This window comes from Streptomyces sp. NPDC053427, assembly GCF_044544985.1.
Classification (GTDB): Bacteria; Actinomycetota; Actinomycetes; order Streptomycetales; family Streptomycetaceae; genus Streptomyces.
Window position 1 is genome coordinate 68772 of record NZ_JBITYA010000004.1, and the last position, 12659, is coordinate 81430.

Annotated in this window: 10 protein-coding genes; 2 read left to right on the plus strand and 8 right to left on the minus strand. The window is 71.8% G+C overall.

What is annotated here, in order from left to right:
- Positions 1-4: 4 nt before the first annotated feature.
- A complete protein-coding gene (locus ACIGWZ_RS12030) occupies positions 5-1411 on the plus strand; it encodes an amidohydrolase family protein (RefSeq protein WP_400063423.1) in 1407 nt (468 codons plus the stop codon).
- A gap of 309 nt (positions 1412-1720) precedes the next feature.
- Here ACIGWZ_RS12030 and ACIGWZ_RS12035 read toward each other — a convergent pair whose 3' ends face one another.
- From ACIGWZ_RS12035 to ACIGWZ_RS12060, 6 genes are all read right to left on the minus strand, one after another.
- Positions 1721-4384, minus strand: a complete 2664-nt coding sequence (locus tag ACIGWZ_RS12035; protein ID WP_400063425.1) for a SpoIIE family protein phosphatase — start codon at positions 4382-4384, stop codon at positions 1721-1723.
- Between the two features lie 189 nt (positions 4385-4573).
- On the minus strand, positions 4574-4963 hold the full coding sequence (locus ACIGWZ_RS12040; protein WP_400064401.1) for an ATP-binding protein: 390 nt from the start codon (positions 4961-4963) through the stop codon (positions 4574-4576).
- A gap of 362 nt (positions 4964-5325) precedes the next feature.
- Positions 5326-5748 (minus strand): (deoxy)nucleoside triphosphate pyrophosphohydrolase, encoded by a 423-nt coding sequence (locus ACIGWZ_RS12045; protein ID WP_400063426.1) that lies wholly within the window; start codon positions 5746-5748, stop codon positions 5326-5328.
- A gap of 50 nt (positions 5749-5798) precedes the next feature.
- Positions 5799-5978 (minus strand): SPOR domain-containing protein, encoded by a 180-nt coding sequence (locus ACIGWZ_RS12050; protein WP_400063428.1) that lies wholly within the window; start codon positions 5976-5978, stop codon positions 5799-5801.
- A 211-nt stretch (positions 5979-6189) separates the two neighbouring features.
- Positions 6190-7884, minus strand: coding sequence for an APC family permease (locus ACIGWZ_RS12055; protein ID WP_400063430.1), 1695 nt, complete (start codon positions 7882-7884; stop codon positions 6190-6192).
- Between the two features lie 270 nt (positions 7885-8154).
- On the minus strand, positions 8155-8907 hold the full coding sequence (locus ACIGWZ_RS12060) for a GntR family transcriptional regulator (RefSeq protein ID WP_400063431.1): 753 nt from the start codon (positions 8905-8907) through the stop codon (positions 8155-8157).
- 312 nt (positions 8908-9219) lie between these two features.
- Here ACIGWZ_RS12060 and ACIGWZ_RS12065 point away from each other — a divergent pair, with 312 nt between their 5' ends.
- Positions 9220-10020 carry a PIG-L deacetylase family protein gene (locus ACIGWZ_RS12065; RefSeq protein WP_400063433.1) on the plus strand — a complete coding sequence of 267 codons (801 nt, stop codon included), beginning with the start codon at positions 9220-9222 and terminating at the stop codon, positions 10018-10020.
- A gap of 17 nt (positions 10021-10037) precedes the next feature.
- On the opposite strand, the gene ACIGWZ_RS12070 is transcribed toward ACIGWZ_RS12065, so the two are convergent.
- Positions 10038-10973 (minus strand): alpha/beta fold hydrolase, encoded by a 936-nt coding sequence (locus ACIGWZ_RS12070; protein WP_400063434.1) that lies wholly within the window; start codon positions 10971-10973, stop codon positions 10038-10040.
- A gap of 202 nt (positions 10974-11175) precedes the next feature.
- Complete coding sequence (locus ACIGWZ_RS12075) at positions 11176-12543, minus strand: hypothetical protein (RefSeq protein ID WP_400063436.1); 1368 nt, start codon at positions 12541-12543, stop codon at positions 11176-11178.
- Positions 12544-12659: the final 116 nt, after the last annotated feature.

Sequence of the window (12659 nt, forward strand, 5' to 3'; positions counted from 1 at the left end):
GAAAATGAGCCGGCGCAGGGTCCTGGCGGGCATGGGCGGCGTTCCCCTGGCGGCCGCCGCGGGTGTGCCCGCGGCCCGCCGGGAACGGCCGCGGAGACCGGGCGCACCACAGGAGATACGGGCCGGGCGGCACACCACCGTGCTGCGCGGCGCGGACCTGGTGCTCACCATGGATCCCGAGGTGGGCGAGGGCTCGTTGGGCGAGCTCAAGGGCGGCACCGACGTCCTGATGCGGAACGGCAGGATCGCCGCCGTCGGCAAGGGCATCCGGGTGCCGCAGGATGCCCAGGTGGTGGACGCGAGCGGGCGGATCGTCCTCCCCGGCTTCGTCGATCTGCACAACCACCTGTGGCAGTCCAGCATCCGCGGCGGCTGCTCCACGCAGGACCTCTACGGCTGGCTGGCCGGCTGCAACCGCGTCACCCTGCCCAAGATCGACGCCGACGACATGTACCGCTTCGTCCATCTGGCCGCCCTCGACGCCCTCCAGGCCGGCGTCACCACCGTCGTCGACTGGGTGCATCCGATCCCGTACGACACCAGCGAGCGCTACATCCGCGCGCTGGACGACGCGGGGCTGCGATTCGTCTACGCCTCGACGCAGGGCGCGCCCGACATCCACCTCATCCCGAAGATCAAGAAGGACTTCCTCGACCCGCTGCCGCTGGCCTCCGCCCAGGTGTCGGTGCATGCGGGAATGTCCGCGCTCGAGGAGCTCCGGCAGTTCCACGAGGTGGCCCGGGACCTCGGCGTGATGCTCAACTCCCATGTCCTCGAGCACCGCGACGACCGCAAGGACGACCCGATCCGCTCGTTGCGCGAGATCGGCGCGTTCGGCCCGGACCTGCTGATGAACCACGCGATCCATCTCACCGACGAGGAGATCGCGCTGACCGGCGAGCGGGACGTACGGGTCGCGCACTGCCCGCTCAGCAATATGCGGCTGGCGTCCGGCATCATGCCGCTGCCCGCGATGCACCGGCGCGGCGTCCGGGCGGGGCTCGGGCACGACGGCGGGACCAACGACACCTCCGACATGTTCAATGTGATGAAGGCGGCCGTCGGGCTGCAGCGGGCCCGCCACGAGGACGCCGGGATCCATCCGACGATTCCGGCCGTGCTGCGGATGGCGACGCTGGGCGGCGCGGAGTGCATCGGGATGGCCGACCGGGTCGGCTCGCTGACCCCGGGCAAGCGCGCCGACGTCCTGGTCCTGGACCCCGGCACCCTCAACTTCGCCCCGCGCTTCGACTGGACCAGCCAGATCGTGCTCAACGGCCAGCCGCCGAACGTGAGCCATGTCTTCGTCGACGGCCATCTGCGCAAGGCGCACGGCGAACTCGTGCACGTCGACACCGAGAAGGTGGTCCGGGAGGCGGAACGGGCCGCGAAACACCTCCGCGAGGCCTGAGCCGTCGGCCGGGAGGGGGCGGGCTCGCGGGGGACGCCGTACCGGGGCGCCGCACAGGGGATGCCGCACGGGGCAGGCCGTACCGGGCGCCGCACAGGGGATGCCGTACCGGGCGCCGCACGGGGGGCGCCGTACCGGGCGGGCCGCACGGGGGGCGCCGTACCGGGGGCGCCGTACCGGGCAGGCCGCACCGGGGATGCGCGGCGAGGCGTCCCGTACGGGATATCCCCTACGGGACGGACGGGCCCCCTGTCTCCCAGGGTAGGCGGGGGCCACTCGCCGCGGCAGGGCCTGTGGACGCGGACGCCCTCAGAACAGGCTCAGCAGGGCCTCCGTCGGGTCCGTCGCCGCCGACTCGCCGTCGGGCAGGGCGAGTTCGAACCAGACGGTCTTGCCGCGGGGGGTGCGGCGGCTGCCCCAGCCGGTGCTGAGCAGACCGACGAGCTGGAGGCCGCGGCCACCCTCGTCGGTGTCCCGGGCGCGGCGGCGGCGCGGCTGGGCGAGATCGGCGTCCCACACCTCGCACACCAGGGTGCGGTCCAGCAGCAGCCGCAGCCGGATCTCGCCGTGGCCGTGCCGCAGCGCGTTGGTCACCAGCTCGCTGACCAGCAGCTCCGTCGTGTCGACCAGCTCCTGCAGGCCCCAGTCCGTGAGCTGGTCGCGGGCCAGCTCACGGGCGCGGGCCACCGAACGCGCCTCCGGCGCCAGGCTCCAGTCGCCCACCGCGTCCTTGGGCAGGCCGTGCACCCGGGCCATCAGCAGCGCGATGTCGTCCTCGCCGTGCGAGGTGTCCAGGGCGCTCAGGACGTGGTCGCAGGCGTCCTCCAGCGGCCGGTCGGCGTCCGAGAGGGCCTGCCGGAAGGCCCGCAGCCCCTCCTCGAGGGGATGGTCGCGGGACTCCACCAGGCCGTCGGTGTAGAGCGCGAGCAGCGCGCCGTCCGGCAGATCGACCTCGATCTCCTCGAAGGGCTCGCCGCCGACGCCCAGCGGCATCCCCGGCGGCACGTCGAGCAGCAGCGCGTCCTCGCCCTCCTCGACCAGCAGCGGCGGCAGATGCCCGGCGTTGGCGAACGTGCAGCGCCGGGTGACCGGGTCGTAGACGGCGTAGACGCAGGTGGCGAGGTAGACCTCGGAGAGATCGGCGGCATGGGCCGGGGCGCGGTGCTCGGTGACCTTGGCGGCCGCACCGGTGAGGCTGCGCGGCGCGCGTGCGGTGGACCGGCCGTCGCCGCTGCCGCCGAGCCCGCGGGCGATCTCGTCCAGGGCCGAGAGGACCTCGGCGGGCTCCAGGTCCAGCAGCGCCAACGTGCGTACGGCGGTGCGCAGTTCGCCCATCGCGACGGCGGCGCGCAGGCCGCGGCCCATGACGTCGCCGACGACCAGCGCGGTGCGGTGCCCGGGGAGTTCGATGACGTCGAACCAGTCGCCGCCGACCTCGGTGGCGGTGTTGCCGGGCAGATAGCGGCAGGCGATGTCGAGGCCGGCCGCCTCCGGGTCGCCCGGCGGGAGCAGGCTGCGCTGGAGGATCAGGGCGCGCTCGTGCTCGCGGCGGTAGAGGCGGGCGTTGTCGATGCAGACCGCGGCGCGCGCGGCCAGCTCGACGGCGAGGGCCGTATCGCGCTCGCCGAACGGCTCGCTGCCCTTCGTACGGGAGAACTGCACCAGTCCGACGACGGTGTCCCGGGCGACCATCGGAACGGCGAGGGTGGAGTGCACCACCGCGCCCAGTTCCTGGCGGTCGTCGCTCTCCCGGCCGGGGATGATCTGTGCCTGGCCGGTGCGCAGGGCGCCCGCGCAGGGCGAGTTGAAGGGGTAGCGGTGGACGGCGCCGACCGGGACCGCGCCGTCCGGGGAGCCGCCCTCGGGGACGCAGCAGGGGGAGGTGGCCAGCGGGGCGTCGGAGACCGCGCTGGCGAAGGCGACCCGGCGCAGCTCCGCGCTGCCGTCGCTCATCCCCGGAGGGGCCTCGTCACCGGCCAGCAGGCCTTGGTAGAGGTCCACCGATGCCAGATCGCAGAACTGCGGGACGGCGACGTCCAGGAGGGTGCGGGCGGTGGTCTCCAGGTCGAGCGAATTGCCTATCCGGGCGCCCGCTTCGTTCAGCAGCGCGAGGTTGCGGCGGGCGTTGGCGGCCTCGCGTTCGGCGCGGCGGCGGCCTGTGACGTCGGCGGCGAGGGCGGCGACGCCGATGGGGCGGCCGCTGGCGCCGTGCAGCCGGTAGAGCGAGACCGACCAGCGGCGGCGGTCCTCCTCGCCCGGCACCGTGCCGACCAGTTGCATCTCGGTGACCGGTTCGCCGGTGTCCAGGACGCGGCGCAGCGCGGCGGCCATCCGCTCCGCCTCGGGGCGCGGCAGGAAGTCGTGCGGGGTGCGGCCGCGGTACTTGCCGGCCGGGCCGCCGAAGACGGTGGCGAAGCGTTCGTTGACGCGCAGCAGCTTCAGATCCGTGCCGAACAGGGTGAAGCCCATGGGAGATTGACCGAAAACGGCCTGCGAGGCGGCGAGGTCGGTCTCGATGCCGCGCAGCGCCCGTACGTCGACGACGAGACAGACCGCGGCGCGTTCGCCGTTCTCCGTCTCGGAGGGCATCACATAGATCTCGGCGAGGCCGTCGGTGTCGCCGTCGGGATCCCTGCGGTAGGGCACCAGGCCGGTCCACTCGCGGCCGTCGAGGATCTCGGTGACCTTGCGGCGGCCGGTCTCGCGCAGTTCGCGGGGGACGAACGCCTCGACGGGGTCCTTGCCGACGGCGTAGCGGGCCGGGATGCCGAGCATCTGCGCGGCGCGCTCGCTCCACTGGTCGATGCGTCCGTCGGGCCCCAGTGAGAAGGAGGCGACGCGGATGTAGTCATAGATCGATCCGGGCTGGCTGCTCTGCCAGACGGGCGGGCCCTGCGGTCCGTGCGCAGGCCGTAGTCCGCCTGGGTGCCCCGGGCCGTCCGCACCGCCCTGGTCCTCGGTCTGCGCGGGCATAGCCCCGCCACATGACATCTCGCTCACGAGCCCCGTCCCCTCCAGCTCATCGTGCCCGGACCGGACCAGCCTGAGTATCCAGCACCTCGGCTATCCGGAACACGGTCTTCACGATCACAGCACAGTCTCGATCGCAGCCCATCTACAAAATGTCGATGAAATGGCAACGATCAGGACTCCACATGTCTCCTAACCAGCCACCGACAGCTCGAACCACACTGTCTTGCCACTCTTTCCCCTCCGGGTGCCCCAGCGTCGCGAACTGCACGCCACCAGCTGCAATCCGCGCCCGCCTTCGTCGTCGGGGGTGGCGGTGCGTTCCTGCGGGGGATCGGGCAGGGGATCGGAGACCTCGACGAGGAGCGCGCCGCTGCTGAGCAGCACCATGCGGACGCCGATCGGGCCGGTGGCGTGGCGCAGGGAGTTGGTGACGAGTTCGCTGACGAGCAGGACGGCCACGTCGACGGCGCCGTCCAGGCCCCAGTCGGCGAGTGTCTGGCGGACCTTGGAGCGGGCGGTGCGCACCGCGCCGGGATCGGCCGGGAAGCTCCATTCGGCGATGGGTGAGCCGGAGACCATGCCGCGCCTGCGGACGCTCGGGGAGGCCGACTCCGGGACCCCTGCCGCTGCGCTGTCGCTCACGCCGATCACTTCCCAGCCCGAGGGGATCCCCGCAGATTCGCCTGCGTCATTCGCCTGCTCTGCCGGGGTTAATCACGACATACCCGGTATCAGGGCCCAAGTATCGCCTTCAACCGTGCACTGTGGCACAAATGGCGCATCTTGGCGCGGCGAGCGGACCGGGTGGGTATCGCCGCGCGCTGCGGCCGCCGCACGCGCGCCGCCGCGGCCGTGCGCCTTGTTTGCGGGCGTGCACGCTGACCAGGGCAGCGCGTTCCGTTACGACGCGGCCGATGACGCCGCGGCCGCCGCGATGACGCTCACGACGCGGTGCGCTGCCGTACGGGCGTCGCCGACAGCCGGCGCATCGCCTCGGCGACGGCCGGGCGGTCCTGGTCGAGCCAGTCGACCTGTTGCTCCTCGGAGGGCCGCAGCCAGCGCAGCTCGTCGTGATCCTGGAGCGGGCGCGGCTCGCCGGACAGCAGCCGGGCCGTCCACACCTGGAGCACGAAGCCGGGCCGCAGCACCCATTCGCCCGGGATCCGCTCCAGGGGCGCGGCCTCGACACCCAGCTCCTCGCGCAGCTCGCGTACCAGCGCCTGCTCGGGTGTCTCGCCGTCCTCCACCTTGCCGCCGGGCAGCTCCCAGCGGCCTGCCAGGGCGGGCGGCGCACTGCGCCGGGCGGCCAGCAGCCGTCCCCGGTCGCACACCGCCGCACCCACCACTACGCGCACGGTCGTCATGCGCCGCAGCCTACGTCCCCCGCCGTCGTCCCGCTCCCCCTCGGCCGCCCTCAGGTCATCGCCCGACCCACCCTCTCCACCACGTAAAGCTGCTGGTGACCCCGGGTGTCCAGCCGGTCGGCCACCCGCTCCGCCTCCGCCCGGGTGGCATAACGGCCGACGCGATAGCGGTTGCCGCCTTCGTCCTGGCGGATGACGAGCCAGGGCAGTACGGCCCCAGTGTCGGTCATTGCGCCGCTCCGTCCGCCGTGCAGTGCGCCGTCATGCGCCCCTCCTGTGCTGATGCCGAAATCGCAATCCGCATATGCCCGAGCGTACGCCCGACCTTCACGCACCGCATACGAATTTGCACAAAGAGATACCGAACCGGCCACCCGCGGGCCCCCGGGAACCGGGAGCGGCCCGCGAGTGGCCGGTGAGAAACGGTGCGAGTACGGGGACTCAGGCGCCCACGGGGGCCTTTTCCTCGGCCTCCTGGGCCTGCCGGTCCGCCTCGGCGACGGCCTCGAGCTCCGCCTCGGCCTGCACCAGCGACGGGTTGCGCCAGGAGCTGCGCACGCCCCAGAAGTAGAACGCCAGGCCCAGCGCCACGACCAGCGCGAGGTCGGCACCCTCCGGGATGTAGCCCTTGCCGCCGAACTCCTTGCCGCCCGCGTACGACACGGCGGCCATGATCAGCAGATAGGCCACCATCCAGGCGCCGGCCTTGAGGTGCGGGCGCAGCTCGGCCCACGGCTTGCGGCCCTGGGTCAGCGGCTTGCCGATCTCGTACCAGGCCCACACCGGCAGTCCGACGGCCATGATCAGGATGACCTTGCCGGTCAGCGGCCAGCGGCCCCAGTACAGCACCAGCGAGCCGAAGACCATGGCGACCGGCGCGATGACGGGCATCGCGCGCAGCTTGACGGGGCGCGTGAGGTCCGGCGAGATGCGGCGCAGCGACATCACGGCGACCGGGCCGGTGATGTAGGAGATGACCGTGGCGATCGAGACGATCTCGGCGAGCGAGCCCCAGCCGCGGAAGACCGCGAGGAAGAGGAAGGCGATCACGAGGTTGAGCAGCAGCGCCGGGCGCGGCACACCGGTCTTCTTGTCGACCTTGCCGAAGACGCCGGGCAGGTGGCCGTTCTCCTGCACGCCGTGGATCATGCGCGAGGTGGTGGCGGCGTAGATCATGCCCGTACCGGACGGCGAGACGAACGCGTCCGCGTACAGCAGCAGCGCCAGCCAGTTCAGGCCCCAGGCCACGGCGAGGTCGGCGAGCGGGGAGTTGAAGTTCAGCCCGGCCCAGCCGCCACCGGAGGCCAGCTTGTCGCCCGGCACCGCCATCAGGAACGCCACCTGGAGGGCGACGTAGATGACCAGCGCGATGATGATCGAGGAGATGACGGCCTTGGGCAGGGACTTGCCCGGGTTGCGGGCCTCACCGGCGAGGTTGAGCGGGGACTGGAAGCCGTTGTAGGCCCAGACGATGCCGGAGACGGCGACGGCGGTGAAGACCGAGCTCCAGCCGTTGGGGGTGAAGCCGCCGTGCTGGGCGATGTTGCCCGTGTCGAAGTGCGCGGCCATCAGCGCGCTCGCGGTCAGCACCGGCACCACGACCTTGAACACCGTGATGGCGGTGTTGGTCTTGGCGAACAGCGAGATCGCGAACCAGTTCATGAAGAAGTAGAAGACCAGCAGGATGCTGGCGAGCCCGACGCCGGTGCCGGTCAGCTCCTTGCCGTCGTACAGGGCGTGCGCCCAGCCGAAGTCCCACGAGCTCATGTACTGGACGGAGGCGGTCGCCTCGCCCGGGATGACCGAGACGATGGCGATCCAGTTCGCCCAGGCCGCGAGGTATCCGGCGAGCGAGCCGTGCGAGTACTGGCCGTAGCGGACCATGCCGCCGGCCTTCGGGAACATCGCGCCGAGCTCGGAGTAGGTGAGCGCGATCGTGAGGGCGACCAGCGCCCCGATGATCCAGGCCACGATCGCGGCCGGTCCGGCGATGGCGGCGGCCCGCTCGGCCCCGAAGAGCCAGCCGGAACCGATGATGGACCCGAGACCAGTGGCGGTCAGGGCGATGGTCCCGAGGGACCGACGGTAATTCGAATGCGATCCCTGCTCCGCACCCTGCGTTTTCGTCGTGCTCACGTGCTGGTCTCCTGGTCTTCCCCGGTCCGTGCACAAACTTCGCCATCGTAAGAGCGAATCCGAAGATCGGGTTCCCGAACGCAGGAAAAAGACCCGCCCAGTTGAGGCGGTGTGACGTTTCCAACACCGATATACGGACCCCATTCGCGGAAAAATGCGAGCAAATGGGACACGTGGATATCGGATTGCGGGCCGTGCGGGATCCGTTGTGCGGACCTACGGGACCCGCCGGGGGCCGCACCGCAGGAGACGGCGGGGCGGCCCCGCCGGCTATTTGACCGGCAGGTGGTAACTGACCCGGTGGCGGTCGGCGAGCGTGACGACATCGGCCGTCTCCACCGGGCGGCCGCCCGCGAAGTACGTCCGCGAGATGACCAGCACGGCATGCCCCGGCACCCCGCCCAGCGCCATCGCCTCCTCGGCCAGCCCGGGCCGCGCCCCGACCTCCTCCACGACGTTGTCGACCACCACGTCGATGGCCGCCATCCGCTCGACCACGCCGCGCCCGGCCAGCGGCCCCTCCTCCGGCAGCATCACGGGCGTCCGCCCGGTCACCTCGAGCGGCTCCCAGGAGGTGGAGAGCATCGCGGGCTCGCCCTCCGCCCGGAAGAGATAGCGCGTGCGCATCACCCTCGCGCCGGCCGGGATGCGCAGCCGCGCCGCGACCACCGCACCGGCCCCTTCCTGGCGGCTGCTGGACTCCCAGGTCCCCTTCACCCGCTCGTCGGTCTGCTCCTGCCGGAACGGGGTGGAGCACGTGCCCGACCGATAGCCGGCGCGGGCGATACGGCGCGGTACGGGCTGCTCGCGCACATAGGTGCCCGACCCCGAACGGCCCTCGACCAGCCCCTCGGCCATCAGGACCTTGCGCGCCTCCAGGGCGACGGTGTCCGAGACGCCGTACTCCTCGCGGATCCTGGCCTGGGAGGGGAGGCGGGTATGCGGCGGCAGCAATCCGTCGACGATCTTCTGGCGCAGGTCGCCTGCGACGCGGAGGTACGCGGGCTGCTCACCGAAAGGCACGTGCCCCTCCCAACAGCTTGACAGTCAGCAACAGCGTGGCAACCACGCGTTCATGACCGCAACCTTGGGCCAAAGCTTGACCGGAAGCGAGGCGTCCCAGCTCAACCGGCATACGCGCGCCCGCACCGCCGGGAAATCGGGCCGCGCCACGCCGCGCCCCCCGCGTTCCACACACCCCACACGCCCCGTACGCGCCCCCATGCGCCCCCGCCCCCGCACCCCCACCACGCAACCCGACCACCCGGCGCTCCTGGCCACGGCGTGACACCATCGAACCGCACGAATCCAGACAAAGAGAACAAAGGGAAGCCCATGCCCGACGAGCCCGGCTCACCGCCCTCGCCGACGTCGACTCCCTCCCGTACGGGCGACGAGCGCCGCCTCTCCCCCCTCCCCGACACCTGGCAGCGCGCGCTCGCCATCGCCGCCCACCCCGACGACCTCGAGTACGGGGCCGCGGCCGCCGTCGCCGAATGGACCGCCGCCGGGCGCGAGGTCACCTATGTCCTGGTCACCCGCGGCGAGGCCGGTATCGACGGGCTGCCCCCGAGGGAGTGCGCCGTGATCCGGGAGGCCGAACAGCGGGCCGGGGCCGCGCTCGTCGGCGTCCACACCGTCGAATTCCTCGACGGCCACCGCGACGGCGTCATCGAGGCCGGTACGGCACTGCGCCGCGATCTGTCCGCGGCCATCCGCCGCCACCGCCCCGAGCTGCTGCTCACCCTCAACCACCACGACACCTGGGGCGGCGTCCAGTGGAACTCCCCCGACCACCGGGCCGTCGGCCGCGCCGTCCTGGACGCGGCGGGCGACGCCGGCAACCGCTGGATCTTTCCCGAGCTCAAGGACGCCCAGGGGCTCGCCCCCTGGACGGGCGTCCGCTGGGTGGCCGTGGCGGGCTCCCCCTACCCCACACATGCCGCGGAGGTCGGCCCCGGCATCGAGCGGGCGATCGCCTCACTGGCCGCCCACGAGGCGTACATCAAGGGCCTGAGCGGCCCCGACCAGGACCCGGCCGCCTACGCCCGCACCTTCATCGAGCAGATGGTCCGGGCGGGCGGCGAACGCTACCGGGGCCATCCGGCGACCCTCTTCCAGCTCTTCCCGCACTAGGCCTGGTGGATCAGGGGCTAGCGGGCGCCGTGCACGGCCGCCAGCCACCCCGACACCAGACCGGCGATCTCCGCGGGCCGTTCGAGCAGCATGGCGTGCGTGCCGTCGACCCCGGCGACGGTCACCCGCTCGCACGCCTCCGCCAGCTCGTCGAGATCCCGCCGCAGCCCCTCCTGGTACGCCTCCATCAGCACGTCGAACCAGGGCGGTACGCCCGGTACCGGCGGATTCGGCCGCAGCCCGCGGGCGATCAGCAGCGGCCGCGTCACCCTGCGGTACAGCGCGAACAGATCGAGCCCCGCCATCGCCTCCTGCGCCTGCCGGGCCCGCTCGCGGCCCGGCCGCAGGAACAGCTGCCCGTCCGCGGTCTCCCCCAGCGACCGCCGCACCCCCGCCTCCAGCAGCGCGTACGGAATCCCCAACTCCCCTGCCATGGTGGCCTGATGGTCAAGCATCCCCGCCAATGCCTCGGCCGGGAACGGCCGCCCGCCGGCCTCGTCGGCGAACTTCCGCGCCTCGGCGAGCCGTTCCGTCACATACCCGGCGTCCAGCCCCGCGTACTGCTCGGCCCGCCCCATCCCGTGACCGTCGAGATTCACCGCCGCCGGAGTCCCCCGCTCCAGGCACAGCGCCGCGATCATCCCGCCCATCGAATGCCCCACGACCACGGCATCCGGTATTCCGTACGCGCGCAGCACCGTCGCCACGTCCTCGACGGCCACCTCGAACGTCCACGGCACGGCGCCGTCCTCCGACCGCCCGTGCCCCCGCAGATCCATCGCCACGACCCGGTGCCCCGCGGCCAGCAGCGGCGCGATCGACTCCCAGTCCACCAGCGTCCGCCCCGCCCCGTGCAACAGCAGGACGGCGGGCCCCTCACCCCCGAAATCCCGTACGGCCAATGCCGCACCGTCGCCCGTCACACACGTGCCCTCTGTCCATTTCTCGGTCATGCGCCCACGCTAGGCCCGCGAAAAGCCGTCGAATTCGTCTCCATAGCCGATGCAATCGCCGCCTTTTCCGGCCTATGATGAATCAACCCCCTTTCCCGTACGGCTTCTTGCCCGGCCGTCCACGGTCCCGAGAATGCCGAGGACCGTGCCCCGGAGGAGAGGCACGGCCCGGTCGGCGGGGCGCCAGGGGCGCCCGGATCGGCTACTTCTTCGGCCCGAAGACCATGACCAGCGGCTGCCTGTCCTTGTCGGCGGAGTCGGGCGCGCTGACCTCGCCGGACCCCACATAGAGCCGGCCGTCGGCGTAGCGGAGCTCGCGGGCCGAGGTGAACCGCCCCTCGGCCTCGGCCTCGGCGGCGGGGTTCTGCAGGACCTTGGTCTTCTTGTACGAGGCAGGGTCGATCCGCCAGACCGCGCCGGCGTCCTCCGAGATCGCGTCGGCCTCCTGGTAGGCGATCACCTGGCCGCCCTCGTCCAGCCCGATCGGCAGCAGCCGGCCCTCTTCGGCCCCCGCGACCGTGCCGATCCGCTTCCCCGTCTTCAGGCTGAGCGCCACGACGTCGTTCTCGGCGTCGGAGCTCGCATCGAGCGGGTCCCGCGTCCCCAGATACAGCGCGCCGGCCTTCTTGCTCACCGCGAACTGGCTGCACCCGTCGACCTCGGTGGCCGGGCAGTCGATCTCGTACTTGCCGTACTTCCCGCCCGATGTGTCGATCGTGGTGAGCAGCTTGCCGCGCGCCGCGCTGTCGTCGATCGACAGGAACTGCGAGACGGCGGAGCCGCCCTGCGCCGTCCCGTCGTCGATCCCGACGACCAGCGGATCGACGGACACCACATGGGCGTTCTCGGTGCCGACGGGCAGCGCGTAACTCGATGTCACCGCCCGCGTCTTGGGGTCGACCGTCTGGACGGCGAGCTCGGGGTGCTCGGGGTCGCTGCTGCAGTCCCGCACGGCAATCAGCTTGTCGCCGCTGCCCGCATACCCGTCGTCCTGGCACTTCTCGCCCGAGTCGGACTTCCACAGCGGCTTGCCGTCGACCGTCCAGGCCGCGGAACCGCTGGTACCGCCCGCGGCGACGGTGCCCCCGCCGATGGCGACCTCGTCGAACATCTGCGCGCTGCCGTCCTCGAGCGCCTGCTTGTGCCAGCGCATCGCGCCCTTGTTCAGATCGACCAGGCCTATCTCGGTGCAGACCGCGGGGTCGTCCTTGTCGTTCTTGAACACGACGGCGACCAGCCCGTCGTCGGTGGGGCGCGGCGACGACCAGCAGACCTCGCCGCCGAGCGGGACCGTCCACCGAGCCTTTCCGCCGTCCAGCGGATAACCCACAATCTTTTTCAGATCCGCCTTGACGAAATTCTTCTTCGTCGTCCACATCCCCATGGCGCCGGTCAGCTCGCCGACCTTGGCCATCGGCACCTGGTTGAGCAATGCCCCCTGGGCGGCCGCGGACTCCGCCCCGGCATCGCCCTTCCCGCCGCCCCCGTCCCCGTCCGCACTACAGCCACTGACCACCAGCCCGGCCGCGAGCACCGCACCACCGACGACCGCCATACGCGACCTGGACAATTCGATTTCCCCTTCACCCGCGAAAGCATGACCCGATGCGGCCACGCGTTTTCCTCGTGACCAGATCCTTCCTTTTACGCATCCGGATTTCAACTCGGAATTACTGATCGCTGGGC

Bases quoted from the DNA above. Each gene is read 5' to 3' on its own strand.
- ACIGWZ_RS12030 (WP_400063423.1), top strand. From the start codon at position 5: ATGAGCCGGCGCAGGGTCCTGGCGGGCATGGGCGGCGTTCCCCTGGCG.
- ACIGWZ_RS12035 (WP_400063425.1), bottom strand. From the start codon at position 4,384: ATGCCCGCGCAGACCGAGGACCAGGGCGGTGCGGACGGCCCGGGGCAC.
- ACIGWZ_RS12040 (WP_400064401.1), bottom strand. From the start codon at position 4,963: ATGGTCTCCGGCTCACCCATCGCCGAATGGAGCTTCCCGGCCGATCCC.
- ACIGWZ_RS12045 (WP_400063426.1), bottom strand. From the start codon at position 5,748: ATGACGACCGTGCGCGTAGTGGTGGGTGCGGCGGTGTGCGACCGGGGA.
- ACIGWZ_RS12050 (WP_400063428.1), bottom strand. From the start codon at position 5,978: ATGACCGACACTGGGGCCGTACTGCCCTGGCTCGTCATCCGCCAGGAC.
- ACIGWZ_RS12065 (WP_400063433.1), top strand. From the start codon at position 9,220: ATGCCCGACGAGCCCGGCTCACCGCCCTCGCCGACGTCGACTCCCTCC.
- ACIGWZ_RS12070 (WP_400063434.1), bottom strand. From the start codon at position 10,973: ATGACCGAGAAATGGACAGAGGGCACGTGTGTGACGGGCGACGGTGCG.